This window comes from Enterobacter sp. MGH 16, assembly GCF_000493175.1.
GTDB lineage: Bacteria > Pseudomonadota > Gammaproteobacteria > Enterobacterales > Enterobacteriaceae > Enterobacter > Enterobacter roggenkampii.
Map to the genome: position 1 here is coordinate 4562825 of NZ_KI535695.1, position 18937 is coordinate 4581761.

The window sequence follows — 18937 nt, forward strand, 5'->3', positions numbered from 1 at the left end:
ACCGTAATTTATGTCATCATTTGACTACATCAAGACCGCTATCCGCCAGAAAGGCTGCACGTTGCAGCAGGTGGCAGACGCCAGCGGCATGACCAAAGGCTACCTGAGCCAACTGCTGAACGCCAAAATCAAAAGCCCCAGCGCGCAGAAGCTGGAAGCGCTGCACCGCTTTCTGGGGCTGGAATTCCCGCGTATGCAAAAGAACATCGGCGTGGTGTTCGGCAAGTTTTACCCGCTGCATACCGGGCATATCTATCTGATCCAGCGCGCCTGTAGCCAGGTGGACGAGCTGCACATCATCATGGGGTACGACGAAACCCGCGATCGTCAGCTGTTTGAAGACAGCGCCATGTCGCAGCAGCCGACCGTGCCGGACCGTCTGCGCTGGCTGCTTCAGACCTTCAAGTACCAGAAAAACATTCGCATTCATGCCTTTAACGAAGAGGGTATGGAGCCGTACCCGCACGGCTGGGACGTGTGGAGCAACGGCATCAAAGCGTTTATGGAAGAGAAGGGCATTGCGCCGAACTGGATCTACACCTCTGAAGAGTCCGACGCGCCGCAGTTCCGCGAGCATCTGGGCATCGAGACGGTGCTGATCGATCCGAAACGCACCTTTATGAACATCAGCGGGGCGCAGATCCGCGAAAACCCGTTCCGCTACTGGGATTACATTCCGACCGAAGTGAAGCCGTTCTTCGTGCGCACGGTAGCTATTCTGGGCGGCGAGTCGAGCGGTAAATCAACGCTGGTCAACAAGCTCGCTAACATCTTCAACACCACCAGCGCGTGGGAGTACGGCCGTGACTATGTCTTCTCGCACCTGGGTGGCGACGAGATGGCGCTGCAGTATTCCGACTACGACAAAATCGCGCTCGGTCACGCTCAGTACATTGATTTCGCGGTGAAATACGCCAACAAGGTGGCATTTATCGATACCGATTTTGTCACCACGCAGGCGTTCTGCAAAAAGTACGAGGGGCGCGAGCACCCGTTCGTGCAGGCGCTGATTGACGAATACCGCTTTGACCTGGTGATCCTGCTGGAAAACAACACCCCGTGGGTGGCCGACGGCATGCGCAGCCTCGGCAGCTCGGTGGACAGGCGGGAATTCCAGTCCATGCTGGTGGAGATGCTCAACGAAAACAACGTTGAGTTTGTGCACGTTGAAGAGTCAGACTACGACTCCCGTTTCCTGCGCTGCGTCGAGCTGGTGAAGGAGATGATGGGGGAGCAGGGGTAAGCGTTAACCGCCCTCTCCCTGTGGGAGAGGGCCAGGGTGAGGGCATCAAGCCACTCAGAACTCAACCACCACTTTCCCACGCATATGCCCGTCCAGCACCTTGCGGTGCGCCTCGGTAATGCTTTCCACGCTCAGCCCGTGCAGCGTTTCACTCAGTGAGCTTTCCACCACGCCGTTATCCACCAGCTTCGCGACCTCATTGAGGATCTCACCCTGACGCGCCATATCAGCGGTCTGGTACATGCTGCGGGTGTACATAAATTCCCAGTGCAGGGCGGCGGATTTGGACTTCAGCTTGTCCTGGTTCAGCGGGTGTTCATTCTCCACGATAGAACAGATATGCCCCTGCGGTGCAATCAGGTCGCTGACCGCATCCCAGTGCCCGTCGGTGTCGTTGAGGATGAAAATGTAATCCACAAAGGTCAGCCCGTGCTTCGCCAGTTCGCCTTTCAGATCGCGGTAGTTCACCACCACATCTGCACCGCGATCGCGGCACCACCGGGCGGAATCTTCACGGGACGCGGTTGCGATGACCTTTACCTTGCTGTTGTGCTTCGCAAACGGGATCGCCAGCGATCCCACGCCGCCCGCACCGCCGATGATCAGCAGGGTTTTGTCCGTACCGGCATCCTGAATATTCAGCCGTTCAAACAGGCCTTCCCACGCGGTGAGCGCGGTCAACGGCAGCGCGGCGGCAGCCGCCCAGCCGAGGCTTGACGGTTTGTGCCCGACAATGCGCGCATCGATCAGCTGATGTGTGGTGTTGCTGCCCGGACGGGTGATGTCGCCTGCGTACCACACTTCATCTCCCGGTTTGAATCCGGTCACGCCAGCCCCAACGTCTTTGACGATCCCGCTGGCATCCCATCCGAGAATACGCGGCTCGTTCAGCCCGTTCTTAGCAATGCCCGCGTGGACTTTGGTATCGACCGGGTTAACGGAGACGGCTTTCACCTCCACCAGCAGATCGTGCTCGCCGGGCTGCGGCATCGGTGGAGTGATTTCAATGAAAGTAGAGGGATTTTCAGGGTTAACGGCGATGGCTTTAACTGACATGGTGTGCTCCTCAATGGCATGCGTTTTGTTGAGGCTAGTCTATTAAGTGGCCATCTGCGTGATAAGATGGACAATTAAGAACTCAGCGTTCGTACAGGATGAACAATCATGTTTAAACAGCTGCAGGATATGGCGCTATTCGCGCTGGTGGCCGAGATGGGCAGCTTTACCGCGGCAGCCCAGAAGGCGGAGCTGCCAAAATCCAGCGTGAGCCAGCGGATTAGCCAGCTGGAGCAGCAGGTGGGCATTCGCCTGCTTAACCGCACCACGCGCAGGCTGAACCTGACGTTTGCGGGCGAGCACTATCTGGTGCACTGCCGTGAAATGCTGGCGGCCAGCGAGCGGGCGGAGTACGCCATCCAGCGCCTGCGCGAAAACCCCAGCGGGCGGCTGCGCATCACCTGCCCGGCGGGGATTGGCGCGACGCTGCTGGCGCATATGAATGCCGAGTTCCAGCTTCGCTATCCCGAGGTTTCGCTGGACGTGTCGATCTCTGATGACGTGGTGGATCTGGTCGAGGCCGGCTTTGACGTGGCGCTGCGTACCGGCAAGCCGCAGGACTCCTCCCTGATTGGCCGCATGATCGGGCACTGCCCGCGTTACATGCTGGCCTCGCCGGACTATCTGGCGCGCCGTGGGCCGCTAACGCATCCCCGTCAGCTGGTGGAGCACCGCAGCATTACGCACAGAGCCTGGTCGGAGTGGCTTCTGCGAAGCGAGAATGAGGACTATCGCTACCTGCCGGATAACGCGCATATGACCGATAATCTGGTGTACGCCCGCGAGTGCGCGATGGCCGGGGCGGGGATCACGCTGCTTCCTGCATTTCTGGTAGAAGATAAGGTTGAAAAAGGCGCGCTGGTGCAGGTACTGCCGGAGTGGAATGTTGAAGGAAACGACCTGTGGCTGGCCTATCCGAGCCGTAAGCTCAACTCACCCGCGCTGATGAGCTATATCGACTTTGCAATGCAGTTTGACGAGGTGAAGCGGTATTACGTGGGTAAATAAAAAAGCCGGGTGGCGGCTTCGCCTTACCCGGCCTACAAACTGCGCAGAACCGTAGGCCGGGTAAGCGTGAGCGCCACCCGGCTTTTGGGCACTTACTTAGAAATACGCTTGTACTTAATACGCTTCGGCTCCAGCGCGTCGGCGCCCAGCGTGCGTTTCTTATACTCTTCGTATTCGGTGAAGTTACCTTCGAAGAACTCCACTTTACCTTCATCCTGGTAGTCCAGAATGTGGGTCGCGATACGGTCGAGGAACCAGCGGTCGTGCGAGATAACCATTGCACAGCCCGGGAACTCCAGCAGGGCGTTTTCCAGCGCGCGCAGGGTTTCGATATCTAGGTCGTTTGTTGGTTCATCGAGCAGCAGAACGTTACCGCCCACCTGCAGCAGCTTCGCCAGGTGCAGACGACCGCGCTCACCGCCGGACAGCTCGCCCACGCGTTTGCCCTGGTCGGTGCCTTTAAAGTTAAAGCGACCAACGTAGGCGCGGCTTGGCATCTCGGTGTTGCCGATACGCATGATATCCAGACCGCCGGAAACTTCTTCCCACACGGTTTTGCTGTTATCCATCGCGTCACGGAACTGGTCAACGGAGGCCAGCTTCACGGTCTCACCCAGGGTGATAGAGCCGCTGTCTGGCTGTTCCTGACCGGACATCATGCGGAACAGGGTCGATTTACCCGCGCCGTTCGGACCGATGATGCCCACGATAGCGCCTTTCGGTACGGAGAAGGTCAGATCGTCGATCAGCACGCGGTCGCCGTAGGACTTACGCAGGTTGGTCACTTCAACCACTTTATCCCCCAGACGAGCTCCAGGTGGAATAAACAGTTCGTTGGTTTCGTTACGTTTCTGGTATTCGGTGTTGTTCAGCTCTTCAAAGCGTGCCAGACGGGCTTTGCCCTTAGACTGACGGCCTTTCGTGCCCTGACGCACCCACTCCAGCTCTTTCTCGATAGACTTACGGCGCGCCGCTTCCTGAGACGCTTCCTGAGCCAGACGCTGATCTTTCTGCTCCAGCCAGGAGGAGTAGTTGCCTTCCCACGGAATACCTTCACCGCGGTCCAGCTCCAGGATCCAGCCGGCGACGTTGTCGAGGAAGTAACGGTCGTGGGTAATCGCCACAACGGTGCCTTCGAAGTCGTGCAGGAAGCGCTCCAGCCACGCCACGGATTCCGCATCCAGGTGGTTAGTCGGTTCGTCGAGCAGCAGCATGTCTGGTTTTTCCAGCAGCAGGCGGCAAAGCGCCACGCGGCGGCGTTCCCCCCCGGAGAGGTTCGCGATTTTTGCATCCCAGTCCGGCAGACGCAGGGCATCCGCCGCGCGCTCCAGCTGCACGTTCAGGTTGTGACCGTCGTGCGCCTGGATGATCTCTTCATACTTGCCCTGCTGTGCGGCCAGCTTGTCGAAGTCCGCATCCGGTTCGGCATATTTGGCATACACTTCATCCAGACCTTTCAGGGCGTTAACCACTTCGGACACCGCTTCTTCAACGGATTCGCGAACGGTGTGTTCCGGGTTCAGCTGAGGTTCCTGCGGCAGGTAGCCAATCTTGATGCCAGGCTGCGGACGGGCTTCACCTTCGATGTCTGTATCAATGCCGGCCATGATGCGCAGCAGGGTGGACTTACCGGCACCGTTGAGACCCAGAACACCGATTTTTGCGCCCGGGAAGAAGCTCAGCGAGATATTTTTAAGAATATGACGTTTCGGCGGGACAACTTTGCCGACACGATGCATGGTATAAACGAATTGAGCCACGTTGGACTTCGCCTCTTTTATCGTAATGAGAAGGAATTTCAGCCTCGAAGTGTAGCCTTTTTCCCGCCCTAATCCCAGCCAGGAACGTCGGGAGTGTTAAAACGCGCAAGAAAGGTAAAAAAGTGTCCATGACGTGGCGCGTTGCAGGATGCCTGGTTAGCATAAGTTAATGAGACTTTGACGTGGCAAGACGCTGCAATTGACGAAAAAACAATGAGGAAGAGCTTGTGGAAAAAGCCAAACGGGTGGTCTGGCGTCTGCTGGCTGCCAGCGTATGCGTAATGGCGGTAAGCCAGGCGGTGCATGCCGATTCACTGGATGAACAACGTAACCGGTATGCCCAGATTAAACAGGCATGGGACAACAAGCAGATGGATACCGTGCAGGCGCTGATGCCGACGCTCAAGGATTATCCGCTGTATCCGTATCTGGAGTATCGTCAAATTACGGACGATCTCATGAATCAACCCACCGTTACCGTGAATAACTTCATTCAGGCGAACCCGACCCTGCCGCCAGCCCGGAATCTTCAGTCTCGTTTTGTGAACGAACTGGCGCGACGTGAAGACTGGCGCGGGCTGCTGGCGTTTAGCCCTGAAAAGCCGAATACCACCGAAGCGCAGTGTAACTACTACTACGCAAAATGGGCGACCGGCCAGCAGGAAGAGGCCTGGGCCGGGGCGAAAGAGCTCTGGCTGACCGGGAAAAACCAGCCGAACGCCTGTGATTCCCTGTTTGGCGCGTGGCGTGCTTCCGGCAAGCAGGATCCGCTGTCCTACCTCGAGCGTATCCGCCTGGCGATGAAAGCCGGTAATACGCGTCTGGTGACTGCGCTGGCGGGGCAGATGCCGTCCGATTACCAGACGATTTCCACGGCAGTTATCTCGCTGGCAAACGATCCCAACAGCGTCCTGACCTTTGCCCGCAGTACGGGCGCGACCGATTTTACCCGCCAGATGGCGGCGGTGGCTTTTGCCAGCGTGGCGCGTGACGATGTGGAAAACGCGCGGCTGATGATCCCGCAGCTGGTGCAGGCGCAGCAGCTTAATGAGGAGCAAACGCAGGAGCTGCGCGATATCGTGGCGTGGCGACTGATGGGCACCGATGTGACCGACGAGCAGGCGCGCTGGCGAGACGATGCGATTATGCGTTCGAACTCCACGTCGCTGGTGGAACGCCGCGTGCGAATGGCGCTGGGTACGGGCGACCGTCGTGGGCTCAATACCTGGCTCGCCCGGTTGCCTATGGAGGCCAAGGAGAAAGATGAATGGCGTTACTGGCAGGCCGATCTGCTGCTGGAGCGCGGTCGTGATGATGAGGCCAAAGAAATTCTTCATACGCTGATGCAGCAGCGCGGGTTCTACCCGATGGCGGCCGCGCAGCGCCTGGGCGAGGAGTACACCTTCCGCATCGATAAAGCGCCCGCTAACGCGAATCCGGCGCTGACCCAGGGGCCAGAAATGGCGCGCGTTCGCGAGCTGATGTACTGGAATATGGACAACACCGCGCGCAGCGAGTGGGCGAATCTGGTGACCAGCCGCACTACCGATGAAAAAGCTCAGCTTGCCCGCTATGCGTTTGATAACCACTGGTGGGATCTGAGCGTGCAGGCGACGATCGCCGGTAAGCTGTGGGATCATCTCGAAGAGCGTTTCCCGCTGGCTTACAAGGATCTGTTCGATCGCTACACCAGCGGCAAAGATATCCCGCAAAGTTACGCGATGGCGATTGCCCGTCAGGAGAGCGCCTGGAACCCGAAAGTCCGTTCCCCGGTGGGCGCCAGCGGCCTGATGCAGATCATGCCGGGCACGGCGACGCACACGGTGAAGATGTTTAACATCCCTGGATACAGTAGCCCGTCACAGCTTCTCGATCCGGATACCAACATCAACATCGGTACCAGCTACCTGCAGTATGTGTACCAGCAGTTCGGCAACAACCGCATCTTCTCGTCGGCGGCATACAATGCGGGACCGGGTCGCGTGCGCACCTGGCTCGGCAACAGCGCCGGACGCATCGACGCCGTGGCGTTTGTCGAGAGCATCCCGTTCTCGGAAACGCGCGGCTACGTGAAGAACGTGCTGGCTTATGACGCCTACTATCGCTACTTCATGGGGCAGAAAGATACCCTGATGAGCGATGCCGAGTGGCAGAGACGTTACTGATCGGCGTGGGTTGTGTTATGCTGTACTCGCTAATGAGTACAAGAGGCAGCATAACATGACCCAGCATTCCCCGTATTCCTCGGCAATGGCCGAACAACGTCATCAGGAGTGGCTTCGTTTTGTGGAGCTGCTTCGCCAGTCTTACGAGCAGGATTTGCATTTACCCCTGATGCAGCTAATGCTCACGCCGGACGAGCGTGAGGCGCTGGGCACGCGCGTGCGGATCATTGAAGAGCTGCTGCGCGGCGAGATGAGCCAGCGCGAGCTGAAAAATGAGCTCGGCGCGGGCATCGCGACGATTACCCGCGGATCGAACAGCCTGAAGTCGGCGCCCGTTGAGCTGCGCCAGTGGCTGGAAGCGGTGTTGTTGAAAAACGCCTAACGATAGATCGCGTTATGAAACGGGCTTAACGCCAGGATCACCGCCTGGTGATAAACGCCTGAACGCGTCAGCGCACCGGCGGTAAAGACGCCAATCGCTCCTTCTTTACGGCCAATCTCATCAATGCCGGTGTACTGCGACATCACCGGCCCGAGCGCTTCACCCGCACGCACTTTTTCCAGAATGATCTCTGGCAGGGGCAGGGTGGCCGAACGCGCCTCGCCGCGCTGCTCGCGGCTTTCGATCACCACCCAGCTAAAGGTTGCGCCTTCGTCGATACCGGCTTCAATCGCCACCCAAAAGTCCGCATCCGGGGCCGCAGCTCTGGCATTTGCCACGCGATTTCGTGCGCCAGCGCGCGTTTCCTCGCTGCCAAACGGCTGTTCAGGAACGCCACTCTCGACGCCGATGGCCTCAATATGGCAGGATCCTGCGCCGAAGATCTCGTCAAATGCCCTTAGAATTGCCTGAATTTTGGCAGGATTAGTGGTAGCAGAGACAACATGGTGCATAATTAAGCTCGATTCAAAAAAAACTCATCGCAGTATAACGGAAAAAAAGCATGTTACAGGTATACCTTGTTCGCCACGGTGAAACGCAGTGGAACGCCGAGCGACGTATTCAAGGCCAGTCAGACAGTCCTCTCACTGAGAAGGGTGTGCAGCAAGCGTGGCAGGTGGCGGAACGCGCCAGAACGCTGGGCATTACCCACGTCATTACCAGCGATTTAGGTCGCACACAGCAGACGGCGCGCATCATCGCGGACGCCTGCGGCTGTGACGTCATGCTTGAGCCGCGCCTGCGCGAGCTGGATATGGGCGTGCTGGAAAAACGCCATATCGATACGCTGACGGAAACGGAAGAGGGCTGGCGTCGCACGCTGGTGAACGGTACCGAAGATGGCCGTATTCCTGAGGGCGAATCCATGCAGGAGCTCAGCGTACGTATGCATGCCGCCCTGGCGGAATGCCTGAAGCTCCCGGCGGGAAGCCGTCCGCTGCTGGTGAGTCATGGGATTGCGTTGGGATGCCTGGTGAGCACCATTCTGGGACTACCGGCTTACGCTGAGCGCCGTTTGCGTCTGCGCAACTGCTCTATTTCCCGAATTGATTATCAGGAGAGCGCGTGGCTGGCGTCAGGTTGGGTGGTGGAGATGGCAGGGGACATTTCGCATCTCGATGCCCCTGCGCTTGACGAACTGCAGCGTTAACGACGTATCGGAATCAAGAATTCCATGCGCAGATTGATTGGGCCTTCTTCCGGTTTGGCATCCTGCGCCGGGTAGTAGCGCTCAATGTCCTGACCTTTACGGCGATTCAGATTCAGCATCGGCATGCAGGTTCCGTAAACGGTCAGGATGAACTCCTGAACGCCCGTTCCCAGCCCTTCATAGGCGAACATCACGTATTCACCGCCTTCCAGCACGACAGGTTTTGAACCCTGAATGTAGCCATTGGCCATCTCTGGCGTCAGCGCGGTGGTGTAGAACACCTCCTGCTCGTCGTCCTTTTCCTGGCTTGGGTGCGTTTCGTTGAGACCATACAGAATAGGCGGGATCGCCGGTGCGTGGCTCAGGAAGTCGCGCCAGAACTGGACGCGCATCTGATGACGGAACTCGGAAATCTGCTCCAGCGAACAGGAGTAGCTCTGCGTCGTGCCGATCAGATGGGTTTCCGGCAGGGTAATAATTTCATACTTCGGCATCGCGAACTCGCCCAGACGCAGCGGCGGACGCATGCCAAACGAGCTCCAGTCAGGCGAGCGACGATACAGCGCTGGCGTCAACGAGAACTGTTTTTTAAAGGCGCGGGTGAAGGTCTGCTGCGAATCGAAACGATATTGCAGGGCAATATCCAGAATCGGGCGCGCGGTCAGGCGCAGAGCCACAGCAGATTTCGATAAACGACGTGCGCGAATATAGGCCCCGATAGCATGACCGGTGACATCCTTGAACATCCTTTGCAGATGCCACTTGGAATAGCCTGCTTTAGCCGCCACATTATCCAGTGACAAAGGCTGGTCGAGATGACCTTCCAGCCAGGTGAGCAGGTCGCGAATAATTCCAGCCTGATCCATATACTATCCTCATCCTTAAAACAGCAGGTGCCTGATAACAGGTTAGCGGATAATAGCATTTTTTGATGTTTTAGCATTCAGTGTTTTTTTTGCGCATTCATGCTTTTTGTAGGGCATTATGGGCAAATATATTCTAATCCTGTGATCTTGCTACATTTTTGTCTAAAGTGTTGAATAATCGCTCAGTGTAATTTTAAAGAATGGTAACAATATGAAATACAAGACTTTGCTCTTCACCGCGCTGATGTTGATGGTCGGGCGCGTGGCACAGGCGGAACAGATTGGTTCTGTCGACACCGTGTTCAAAATGTTTGGCCCGGACCACAAAATCGTGGTGGAGGCGTTTGACGATCCGGACGTGAAAAACGTCACCTGCTATGTCAGCCGTGCGAAAACGGGCGGTATCAAGGGCGGTCTGGGGCTGGCTGAAGACACCTCCGATGCGGCGATCTCTTGTCAGCAGGTGGGCCCGGTTGAATTGAGCGATAAAATTAAAAACGGCAAAGCGCAGGGCGACGTGGTATTCCAGAAACGAACCTCGCTGGTGTTCAAAAAGCTGCAGGTTGTGCGTTTCTATGATGCCAAACGCAATACGCTGGCTTACCTGGCCTATTCCGATAAAGTGGTAGAAGGTTCACCGAAAAACGCGATCAGCGCGGTGCCGATTATGCCGTGGCGGGAATAAAAAAACGGCGCAAATGCGCCGTTTTTTATTGCGTTAACTGCGGGATTACTCCTGCAGGTCACCGCAGAAACGGTACCCTTCGCCGTGGATCGTGGCGATGATTTCCGGCGTATCTGGTGTAGATTCGAAGTGCTTACGAATACGACGGATGGTGACGTCTACGGTACGGTCGTGCGGCTTCAGCTCACGGCCGGTCATTTTCTTCAGCAGCTCTGCACGGGACTGGATCTTGCCCGGGTTTTCGCAGAAGTGCAGCATCGCACGGAATTCACTGCGCGGCAGTTTATACTGCTCGCCGTTCGGGCTAATCAGCGAACGGCTATTGATATCAAGTTCCCAGCCGTTGAATTTGTAGCTATCGACGCTACGACGCTCTTCGCTGACCGTGCCCAGGTTCATGGTGCGGGACAGCAGGTTGCGTGCACGAATGGTTAACTCGCGAGGGTTGAACGGCTTGGTGATGTAATCATCCGCACCGATTTCCAGGCCAAGAATTTTATCAACTTCGTTGTCACGGCCCGTCAGGAACATTAACGCGACGTTCGCCTGCTCGCGCAGTTCGCGCGCCAGAAGAAGACCGTTTTTGCCCGGCAGGTTAATATCCATGATCACCAGGTTGATATCATTTTCAGAAAGGATCTGATGCATCTCTGCGCCATCGGTCGCTTCAAAGACATCGTAGCCTTCTGCTTCGAAAATGCTCTTTAACGTGTTGCGTGTTACCAACTCGTCTTCAACGATAAGAATGTGCGGGGTCTGCATGTTTGCTACCTAAATTGCCAACTAAATCGAAACAGGAAGTACAAAAGTCCCTGACCTGCCTGATGCATGTCGCAAATTAACATGATCGGCTTAACGTGACTAAAGTACGTAATTGCGTTCTTGATGCACTTTCCATCAACGTCAACAACATCATTAGCTTGGTCTTGGGTACTTTCCCTTTGGACCCGACAGTGTCAAAAACGGCTGTCATCCTAACCATTTTAACAGCAACATAACAGGCTAAGTGACACCAGACACCCAATAAAACTACGCTTCGTTGACATATATCAAGTTCAATTGTAGCACGTTAACAGTTTGATGAAATCATCGTAGCCGAATGCTAGCCTTTGTCACAATTTTTCAATAAACCAACTAGTTGCGGACATTGATTTATAAACGAAGCGAACCCAATCAGAATAGAGTATTCATGTCACTATTATCATTATAAAACATAGGGATAATAGTGTTCTGTTAACATTCTAACTGATTGTTCAGACACAGAATAGTTTAGCGTTTTTAATTTGTTATGAAACGCTATTTCGGTGATTTGTGTTGCAATTTTGTAAATTCGCGCTGCGTAATATGTTGAAGTGCATCACATTTTTACCGGCTAACTGATTAAAAAGAGAGCATAAATGCATCTGTCGATTGTACTGGTTGCACCAGCCAGAGCAGAAAATATAGGCGCAGCGGCGCGTGCGATGAAGACCATGGGTTTTACCGATTTACGTATTGTGGACAGCACGGCCCATCTGGAGCCAGCCGCCCGGTGGGTGGCGCACGGTTCGGGAGATATTCTCGATAATATAACCACTTACGCTACGCTTGCCGACGCGCTGCATGACATTTCGTTTACCGTTGCAACTACCGCGCGCAGCCGGGCGAAGTTCCACTATTACGCCACGCCTGCTGAACTGGTACCCATGCTCGAAGAGAAAAGCCAGTGGCTGGAGAAAGCCGCGCTGGTATTTGGACGTGAAGATTCCGGATTAACCAACGAAGAGCTGGAATTGGCGGACGTTCTTACCGGTGTGCCGATGGTGGCCGATTATCCTTCCCTGAATTTGGGCCAGGCGGTCATGGTCTATTGCTATCAATTAGCCTCCCTAATGCAAATCCCTCAACCTCAGCCAGAAGCGGCAAATGAAAATCAGCTGGCCGCGCTGCGAACTCGCGTGCAGGGGCTGTTATCGAGCCTTGGCGTCGCGGACGATCAGAAAATGGCCGACTGGCTGCAGCAGCGTCTTGGTCGTCTTGAGCAACGGGACACCGCCATGTTGCACCGTTTGCTGCACGATATTGAAAAAAAATTGACCGAGTAAAATACTGCCATAAGTTTTTATTATGGCGAATAAGTCTGTCTGAACGGGTTGCGTTTGGGGGAATTGGATGAAAATAAAGCGGTACGCAGCGGGACGTGAGAGTCTTCCGAAATGTGATCAAATTAAAAATCCATTGACTTAAGGGGCCCGATCCTTTAACCCTAAAAGAATACAGCACAGACAGATAATAATGACAGAGTACACAACATCCATGAAACGCATCAGCATCACCACCATTACCACAACCATCATCATTACCACAGGTAATGATGCGGGCTGACGCGTACAGGAAAAACAGAAAAAAGCCCGCACCTGAACAGTGCGGGCTTTTTTTTCGGCTAAAGGAAACGAGGTAGAACCATGCGAGTGTTGAAGTTCGGCGGTACATCAGTGGCAAATGCAGAACGTTTTCTGCGTGTTGCCGATATCCTGGAAAGCAACGCCAGGCAGGGGCAGGTTGCGACCGTGCTCTCTGCCCCGGCAAAAATCACGAACCATCTGGTGGCGATGATTGAAAAAACCATCGGTGGCCAGGATGCACTTCCGAACATCAGCGACGCAGAGCGTATCTTCGCTGACTTACTGCAAGGGCTGGCAGAGGCGCTGTCTGGCTTCCCGCATGCGCAGCTGAAGTCCTTCGTTGAGCAGGAATTCGCGCAAATTAAACATGTCCTGCACGGCATCAGCCTTCTCGGTCAGTGCCCGGACAGCATCAATGCAGCGCTGATTTGTCGCGGTGAAAAACTCTCTATCGCCATCATGGCCGGCGTGCTGGAAGCGCGCGGCCATAGCGTGACCGTGATCGATCCCGTTGAAAAACTGCTGGCGGTGGGCCACTACCTCGAATCCACCGTTGATATTGCCGAATCAACCCGCCGTATCGCCGCCAGCAAAATTCCGGCTGACCACATGATCCTGATGGCTGGCTTTACCGCCGGTAACGAGAAGGGCGAGCTGGTGGTGCTGGGCCGTAACGGTTCCGACTACTCCGCCGCCGTGCTGGCCGCCTGTTTACGCGCGGACTGTTGTGAGATCTGGACTGATGTTGACGGCGTGTATACCTGCGATCCGCGCCAGGTACCGGACGCCAGGCTGCTGAAGTCGATGTCGTACCAGGAAGCGATGGAGCTTTCCTACTTCGGCGCCAAAGTACTTCACCCGCGTACCATCTCCCCGATTGCCCAGTTCCAGATCCCTTGCCTGATTAAAAACACCGGTAACCCGCAAGCGCCGGGTACGCTGATTGGCGCGAGTACCGATGAGGACGGACTGCCGGTGAAAGGCATCTCCAACCTGAACAACATGGCGATGTTCAGCGTCTCGGGTCCGGGGATGAAAGGGATGGTCGGCATGGCGGCACGCGTGTTTGCGGCCATGTCCCGCAACGGTATTTCGGTGGTGCTGATCACCCAGTCTTCTTCAGAGTACAGCATCAGCTTCTGCGTGCCGCAGGCTGACTGCCTTCGTGCCCGCCGTGCGCTGGAGGAAGAGTTCTATCTGGAGCTGAAAGAAGAATTGCTGGAGCCGCTCGCGATTCAGGAGCGTCTGGCGATCATCTCCGTGGTGGGCGACGGTATGCGCACCCTGCGCGGTATCTCCGCCAAATTCTTTGCCGCGCTGGCGCGCGCCAATATCAATATCGTGGCGATTGCCCAGGGCTCGTCAGAGCGTTCAATTTCTGTTGTTGTGGATAACGACGATGCCACCACCGGCGTTCGTGTGGTTCACCAGATGCTGTTCAACACCGATCAGGTTATCGAGCTGTTCCTGATTGGCGTGGGCGGCGTCGGCGGCGCGCTGCTGGAGCAGGTGAAGCGTCAGCAGGAATGGCTTAAGAAGAAACACATCGATCTGCGCGTCTGCGGGATCGCGAATTCCAGAGCGCTGCTGACCAACGTCCACGGCCTGAACCTGGAAAACTGGCAGGCCGAGATGAATGAGGCAAAAGAGCCGTTCAACCTGGGTCGCCTGATCCGTCTGGTAAAAGAGTATCATCTGCTTAACCCGGTCATCGTCGACTGTACCTCGAACCAGGCGGTGGCCGACCAGTACGCGGACTTCCTGCGCGAAGGTTTCCACGTGGTGACGCCGAACAAAAAGGCCAACACCTCGTCGATGGATTACTATCACCAGCTGCGCCTGGCAGCGAGCAAGTCGCGCCGCAAGTTCCTCTACGACACCAACGTGGGGGCAGGCCTGCCGGTTATCGAGAACCTGCAGAACCTGCTTAACGCGGGCGATGAGCTGCAGCGTTTCTCCGGCATTCTCTCCGGCTCGCTGTCGTTTATCTTCGGCAAGCTGGATGAGGGAATGAGCCTCTCGGAGGCCACCCGCGCCGCGCGCGAGCTGGGCTATACCGAGCCGGATCCGCGTGACGACCTTTCCGGTATGGACGTGGCGCGCAAGCTGCTGATCCTCGCGCGCGAAACGGGCCGTGAGCTTGAGCTTTCCGATATCGTGATTGAGCCGGTCCTGCCGGCAGAATTTGACAGCAGCGGTGACGTCAGCGCCTTTATGGCCAGGCTGCCGCAGCTTGACGACGCGTTTGCCGCCCGCGTGGCGAAAGCCCGTGATGAAGGTAAGGTATTGCGCTATGTTGGCAACATTGAAGAAGATGGCGTGTGCCGGGTGAAGATTGCCGAAGTGGATGGCAACGACCCGCTGTACAAAGTCAAAAACGGCGAAAACGCCCTCGCGTTTTACAGCCACTATTATCAGCCACTGCCGCTGGTGCTTCGCGGCTATGGCGCAGGGAACGACGTTACGGCGGCGGGTGTCTTTGCCGATCTGCTGCGTACCCTGTCATGGAAGTTAGGAGTTTAACATGGTCAAAGTTTATGCCCCGGCTTCCAGCGCGAATATGAGCGTCGGATTTGACGTGCTGGGTGCGGCGGTGACGCCGGTGGACGGTTCGCTGCTGGGCGATACGGTGACGGTGGAAGCGGCAGACAGCTTCAGCCTGAATAACGTGGGTCGCTTCGCCAGCAAACTGCCGTCTGAGCCACGCGAGAATATCGTCTATCAGTGCTGGGAGCGTTTCTGTCAGGAGATCGGTAAAAACGTGCCGGTCGCCATGACGCTGGAAAAAAGTATGCCGATTGGCTCCGGGCTGGGTTCCAGCGCCTGCTCGGTGGTCGCCGCGCTGGTGGCGATGAACGAGCACTGCGGCAAGCCGCTGAACAACAACCGCCTGCTTGCCTTAATGGGCGAGCTGGAAGGGCGTATCTCCGGCAGCATTCATTATGACAACGTCGCGCCATGCTTCCTCGGCGGCATGCAGCTGATGATCGAAGAAAATGGCATCATCAGCCAGCAGGTGCCAGGGTTTGATGAGTGGCTGTGGGTGCTGGCCTATCCGGGTATCAAGGTATCAACCGCGGAAGCGCGTGCGATCCTGCCCGCGCAGTATCGCCGTCAGGACTGTATCGCCCACGGGCGTCATCTGGCGGGCTTTATCCACGCCTGCTACACCCGTCAGCCGCAGCTGGCGGCCAAACTGATGAAGGACGTCATTGCCGAGCCGTACCGCACGAAGCTGCTGCCCGGCTTTAACGAGGCCCGACAGGCGTCCATGGATATCGGCGCGCAGGCGTGCGGCATCTCCGGCTCCGGCCCGACGCTGTTCGCCCTGTGCGACAAGCCTGACACTGCGCAGCGCGTGGCGGACTGGCTCTCTAAACACTACCTGCAAAATCAGGAAGGCTTTGTTCATATTTGCCGTCTGGACACGGCTGGCGCACGAGTACTGGGATAATTAATGAAACTCTACAACCTTAAAGATCATAACGAGCAGGTCAGCTTCGCGCAGGCGGTGACTCAGGGACTGGGCAAAAATCAGGGGCTGTTTTTCCCTCATGACCTGCCGGAATTCCAGCTGACCGAGATTGATGACCTGCTGAAGCAGGATTTTGTCACCCGCAGTACCAAAATTCTGTCCGCGTTTATCGGCGATGAAATTCCGCAGGAGCTGCTGGAAGAGCGCGTACGCGCGGCATTCGCGTTCCCGGCGCCGGTTCAGCAGGTTGAGCCTGATGTTGGCTGCCTGGAGCTGTTCCACGGTCCGACGCTGGCGTTCAAAGACTTCGGCGGCCGCTTTATGGCGCAGATGCTGACCCACATCAGTGGCGACAAGCCGGTGACCATCCTGACCGCGACCTCCGGGGATACCGGCGCGGCGGTCGCCCACGCGTTCTACGGCCTGAAAAACGTCCGCGTGGTGATCCTCTATCCGAAAGGTAAAATCAGCCCGCTGCAGGAGAAACTGTTCTGCACCCTCGGCGGCAACATTGAAACCGTGGCAATTGACGGCGATTTCGATGCCTGCCAGGCGCTGGTCAAGCAGGCCTTCGACGACGAAGAGCTGAAGGTGGCGCTGGGTCTGAACTCCGCCAACTCCATCAACATCAGCCGTCTGCTGGCGCAGATCTGCTACTACTTCGAAGCGGTGGCGCAGCTGCCGCAGGACGCGCGTAACCAGCTGGTGATCTCCGTGCCGAGCGGTAACTTCGGTGACCTGACGGCTGGCCTGCTGGCGAAATCCCTGGGTCTGCCGGTGAAACGCTTTATCGCCGCCACCAACGCCAATGACACCGTGCCGCGCTTCCTGAAAGACGGGAAGTGGGCGCCGAACGCCACGCAGGCGACCCTCTCCAATGCGATGGATGTCTCTCAGCCGAACAACTGGCCGCGCGTGGAAGAGCTGTTCCGCCGTAAGATCTGGCGCCTGGGTGACCTGGGCTATGCTGCGGTGACGGATGAGACCACCAAATCCACCATGCGCGAGCTGAAGGCGGTGGGGTATACCTCTGAACCGCACGCGGCAATTGCTTACCGCGCGCTGCGCGACCAGCTTAACCCGGGTGAATACGGCCTGTTCCTGGGGACCGCACATCCGGCGAAGTTCAAAGAGAGCGTGGAAGCGATCCTGGGCGAAACGCTGCCGCTGCCGAAAGAACTGGCCGAGCGTGCCGACCTGCCGCTGCTGTCCCATGAGCTGCCGGCGGACTTTGCGGCGCTGCGTAAGCTGATGATGACCCGTGCGTGATTTTTGTCGGGTGCGGCTACGCCTTACCCGACCTACAACTGATGATGATGCGTGCGTGATTGTGTTGCCCGGTGGCGGCTTCGCCTTACCGGGCCTACCAAGATGAACAAATCGTAGTCCGGGTAAGCGAAGCGCCACCCGGCTTTTTTGTGAACAAATTAAGGAGAAAAATAGCAGGGAAAAAGCAGAAATTCCCAATAAATGCGGTTACTTAGCGTTTAGGATTGCAGAGAATAACATCCCCCGTTCCCCTCGCGTACTCTCCTTACATCGGCCCACGTTGGGCAACGATAATAAGGAGTCACCGATGTCAAAACTGAAACCTGCGCTGATTGCGTTTTCACTGATGCTGGTCGCTCCCATGGCGGTTCAGGCATCCGAAATCACCCTCGTACCTGCGGTCAAACTGCAGATTGGCGACCGGGATAATAACGGGCACTACTGGGACGGTGGCCGCTGGCGCGACCATGACTGGTGGAAGGCGCATTATGACTGGCGCGATAACCGCTGGCGTCCCCACGATGAGCATCGCGAGCGTGACCACCATCATGACGATCATCGTCCAGGTCCGGACTGGAAACACCACTAATGCAAAACCCCGCCAGCCGGCGGGGTTTGTTTTTACTGCTCGTGGCGCTTAAATACCAGTTCGCCTTTCCCTGACGACGCCTCGTCAAAGAAATAGCCTTCGCTGTTGAAGGCGGTTAGCTGCTCCGGCTTCGTCAGGCGGTTCTGAATGATGTAGCGGCTCATCAGACCGCGCGCTTTCTTGGCGTAGAAGCTGATCACTTTGAACTTGCCGTTTTTCTCGTCGAGGAATACCGGCTTGATGATGTCGGCATCCAGTTTTTTCGGCTTCACCGACTTGTAGTATTCATCGGATGCCAGGTTAATCACCACGTTATCGCCCTGCGCGCGCAGCGCCGCATTCAGCTTATCGGTAATGATATCGCCCCAGAAATGGTACAGATCTTTGCCTTTGGCATTCTCCAGGCGAATCCCCATCTCCAGACGATAAGGCTGCATCAGATCCAGCGGGCGCAGTACGCCGTACAGGCCCGACAGCATGCGCAGATGCTGCTGGGCAAAATCGAAATCGGCTTCGCTAAAATCTTCCGCCTGCAGGCCGGTGTACACATCGCCTTTAAACGCCAGAATCGCCTGGCGAGCGTTGGCAGGGGTGAAATCCGGGTGCCACTCGTGAAAGCGGGTCGCGTTCAAATCGGCCAGCTTGTCGCTGATGCTCATCAGTGAGGCGATTTGCGGCGCTGAGAGCTTACGCGCTTCGCGGATCAGCTGTTGCGAGTAGTCCAGCAGTTCAGGCTGGGTATAGCGCTCGGTGGCGAGCGGGCTCTGGTAGTCGAGCGTTTTTGCAGGTGAAATCAGAATCAGCATATCCAGTCCTTGCAGGAAATTTAGAGCGACTTTAGCAAA

General features: G+C 56.5%; 19 protein-coding genes and 1 other annotated feature. Of the genes, 13 read left to right on the forward strand and 6 right to left on the reverse strand.

Annotated elements, in window-relative coordinates:
- Positions 1–10: 10 nt before the first annotated feature.
- On the forward strand, positions 11–1243 hold the full coding sequence (gene nadR, locus L362_RS01625) for a multifunctional transcriptional regulator/nicotinamide-nucleotide adenylyltransferase/ribosylnicotinamide kinase NadR (RefSeq protein WP_006810194.1): 1233 nt from the start codon (positions 11–13) through the stop codon (positions 1241–1243).
- A gap of 54 nt (positions 1244–1297) precedes the next feature.
- Here the strand turns inward: nadR and L362_RS01620 are convergent, their stop codons facing one another.
- A complete protein-coding gene (locus tag L362_RS01620) occupies positions 1298–2299 on the reverse strand; it encodes a zinc-binding alcohol dehydrogenase family protein (RefSeq protein WP_023345402.1) in 1002 nt (333 codons plus the stop codon).
- Positions 2300–2407: 108 nt separating this feature from the next.
- Between L362_RS01620 and L362_RS01615 the strand changes: the two genes are divergently transcribed.
- A complete protein-coding gene (locus L362_RS01615) occupies positions 2408–3307 on the forward strand; it encodes a LysR family transcriptional regulator (protein WP_023345403.1) in 900 nt (299 codons plus the stop codon).
- A 92-nt stretch (positions 3308–3399) separates the two neighbouring features.
- Here the strand turns inward: L362_RS01615 and ettA are convergent, their stop codons facing one another.
- The gene (ettA, locus tag L362_RS01610) at positions 3400–5067 is read right to left on the reverse strand and encodes an energy-dependent translational throttle protein EttA (protein WP_021240576.1); all 1668 of its coding nucleotides are present in this window, start codon (positions 5065–5067) and stop codon (positions 3400–3402) included.
- 227 nt (positions 5068–5294) lie between these two features.
- Between ettA and sltY the strand changes: the two genes are divergently transcribed.
- Positions 5295–7232 (forward strand): murein transglycosylase, encoded by a 1938-nt coding sequence (sltY, locus tag L362_RS01605; RefSeq protein WP_023345404.1) that lies wholly within the window; start codon positions 5295–5297, stop codon positions 7230–7232.
- A 55-nt stretch (positions 7233–7287) separates the two neighbouring features.
- Entirely contained in the window at positions 7288–7614 is a 327-nt protein-coding gene (gene trpR / locus L362_RS01600) for a trp operon repressor (RefSeq protein WP_021240574.1), read from the forward strand.
- Here the strand turns inward: trpR and yjjX are convergent.
- Entirely contained in the window at positions 7611–8126 is a 516-nt protein-coding gene (gene yjjX, locus L362_RS01595) for an inosine/xanthosine triphosphatase (protein ID WP_008502058.1), read from the reverse strand. The two genes, trpR and yjjX, sit on opposite strands and share 4 nt — an antisense overlap.
- A gap of 50 nt (positions 8127–8176) precedes the next feature.
- Here yjjX and gpmB point away from each other — a divergent pair, with 50 nt between their 5' ends.
- Positions 8177–8824 (forward strand): 2,3-diphosphoglycerate-dependent phosphoglycerate mutase GpmB, encoded by a 648-nt coding sequence (gene gpmB / locus L362_RS01590; RefSeq protein WP_008502057.1) that lies wholly within the window; start codon positions 8177–8179, stop codon positions 8822–8824.
- On the opposite strand, the gene robA is transcribed toward gpmB, so the two are convergent.
- The gene (gene robA, locus L362_RS01585; RefSeq protein WP_008502056.1) at positions 8821–9690 is read right to left on the reverse strand and encodes an MDR efflux pump AcrAB transcriptional activator RobA; all 870 of its coding nucleotides are present in this window, start codon (positions 9688–9690) and stop codon (positions 8821–8823) included. The two genes, gpmB and robA, sit on opposite strands and share 4 nt — an antisense overlap.
- A 211-nt stretch (positions 9691–9901) precedes the next feature.
- Here robA and creA point away from each other — a divergent pair, with 211 nt between their 5' ends.
- Positions 9902–10375: a protein CreA gene (gene creA, locus L362_RS01580; RefSeq protein WP_008502054.1), complete on the forward strand. Its 474-nt coding sequence runs from the start codon at positions 9902–9904 to the stop codon at positions 10373–10375.
- 45 nt (positions 10376–10420) lie between these two features.
- Here the strand turns inward: creA and arcA are convergent, their stop codons facing one another.
- Positions 10421–11137: a two-component system response regulator ArcA gene (gene arcA, locus L362_RS01575; protein WP_003856501.1), complete on the reverse strand. Its 717-nt coding sequence runs from the start codon at positions 11135–11137 to the stop codon at positions 10421–10423.
- 95 nt (positions 11138–11232) lie between these two features.
- On the opposite strand from arcA, the gene yjjY reads away from it, so the two are divergent.
- The 7 genes from yjjY to L362_RS01550 all read left to right on the forward strand — a co-directional run bounded on the left by yjjY (position 11233) and on the right by L362_RS01550 (position 18092).
- Positions 11233–11373, forward strand: coding sequence for a YjjY family protein (yjjY, locus tag L362_RS24745; RefSeq protein WP_085928893.1), 141 nt, complete (start codon positions 11233–11235; stop codon positions 11371–11373).
- Between the two features lie 399 nt (positions 11374–11772).
- Positions 11773–12459 carry a tRNA/rRNA methyltransferase gene (locus L362_RS01570; RefSeq protein ID WP_023345405.1) on the forward strand — a complete coding sequence of 229 codons (687 nt, stop codon included), beginning with the start codon at positions 11773–11775 and terminating at the stop codon, positions 12457–12459.
- A gap of 211 nt (positions 12460–12670) precedes the next feature.
- Positions 12671–12739, forward strand: a complete 69-nt coding sequence (gene thrL / locus L362_RS24265; RefSeq protein WP_015572623.1) for a thr operon leader peptide — start codon at positions 12671–12673, stop codon at positions 12737–12739.
- Positions 12678–12795 (forward strand) — a sequence feature (Thr leader region). It overlaps the preceding gene by 62 nt.
- 24 nt (positions 12796–12819) lie before the next feature.
- Positions 12820–15282, forward strand: a complete 2463-nt coding sequence (thrA, locus tag L362_RS01565; protein ID WP_023345406.1) for a bifunctional aspartate kinase/homoserine dehydrogenase I — start codon at positions 12820–12822, stop codon at positions 15280–15282.
- A gap of 1 nt (position 15283) precedes the next feature.
- Positions 15284–16213, forward strand: a complete 930-nt coding sequence (thrB, locus tag L362_RS01560; protein WP_021240567.1) for a homoserine kinase — start codon at positions 15284–15286, stop codon at positions 16211–16213.
- 3 nt (positions 16214–16216) lie between these two features.
- Entirely contained in the window at positions 16217–17503 is a 1287-nt protein-coding gene (gene thrC / locus L362_RS01555; protein WP_023345407.1) for a threonine synthase, read from the forward strand.
- A 307-nt stretch (positions 17504–17810) separates the two neighbouring features.
- Positions 17811–18092: a DUF2502 domain-containing protein gene (locus tag L362_RS01550; protein WP_023345408.1), complete on the forward strand. Its 282-nt coding sequence runs from the start codon at positions 17811–17813 to the stop codon at positions 18090–18092.
- Positions 18093–18124: 32 nt separating this feature from the next.
- On the opposite strand, the gene yaaA is transcribed toward L362_RS01550, so the two are convergent.
- Positions 18125–18898, reverse strand: coding sequence for a peroxide stress protein YaaA (gene yaaA, locus L362_RS01545; RefSeq protein WP_008502047.1), 774 nt, complete (start codon positions 18896–18898; stop codon positions 18125–18127).
- Between the last annotated feature and the right edge of the window lie 39 nt (positions 18899–18937).

Coding starts and splice junctions, on each gene's coding strand:
- nadR (WP_006810194.1), top strand. CDS start 11: ATGTCATCATTTGACTACATCAAGACCGCTATCCGCCAGAAAGGCTGC.
- L362_RS01620 (WP_023345402.1), bottom strand. CDS start 2,299: ATGTCAGTTAAAGCCATCGCCGTTAACCCTGAAAATCCCTCTACTTTC.
- L362_RS01615 (WP_023345403.1), top strand. CDS start 2,408: ATGTTTAAACAGCTGCAGGATATGGCGCTATTCGCGCTGGTGGCCGAG.
- trpR (WP_021240574.1), top strand. CDS start 7,288: ATGACCCAGCATTCCCCGTATTCCTCGGCAATGGCCGAACAACGTCAT.
- yjjX (WP_008502058.1), bottom strand. CDS start 8,126: ATGCACCATGTTGTCTCTGCTACCACTAATCCTGCCAAAATTCAGGCA.
- gpmB (WP_008502057.1), top strand. CDS start 8,177: ATGTTACAGGTATACCTTGTTCGCCACGGTGAAACGCAGTGGAACGCC.
- robA (WP_008502056.1), bottom strand. CDS start 9,690: ATGGATCAGGCTGGAATTATTCGCGACCTGCTCACCTGGCTGGAAGGT.
- creA (WP_008502054.1), top strand. CDS start 9,902: ATGAAATACAAGACTTTGCTCTTCACCGCGCTGATGTTGATGGTCGGG.
- arcA (WP_003856501.1), bottom strand. CDS start 11,137: ATGCAGACCCCGCACATTCTTATCGTTGAAGACGAGTTGGTAACACGC.
- L362_RS01570 (WP_023345405.1), top strand. CDS start 11,773: ATGCATCTGTCGATTGTACTGGTTGCACCAGCCAGAGCAGAAAATATA.
- thrA (WP_023345406.1), top strand. CDS start 12,820: ATGCGAGTGTTGAAGTTCGGCGGTACATCAGTGGCAAATGCAGAACGT.
- thrB (WP_021240567.1), top strand. CDS start 15,284: ATGGTCAAAGTTTATGCCCCGGCTTCCAGCGCGAATATGAGCGTCGGA.
- thrC (WP_023345407.1), top strand. CDS start 16,217: ATGAAACTCTACAACCTTAAAGATCATAACGAGCAGGTCAGCTTCGCG.
- L362_RS01550 (WP_023345408.1), top strand. CDS start 17,811: ATGTCAAAACTGAAACCTGCGCTGATTGCGTTTTCACTGATGCTGGTC.
- yaaA (WP_008502047.1), bottom strand. CDS start 18,898: ATGCTGATTCTGATTTCACCTGCAAAAACGCTCGACTACCAGAGCCCG.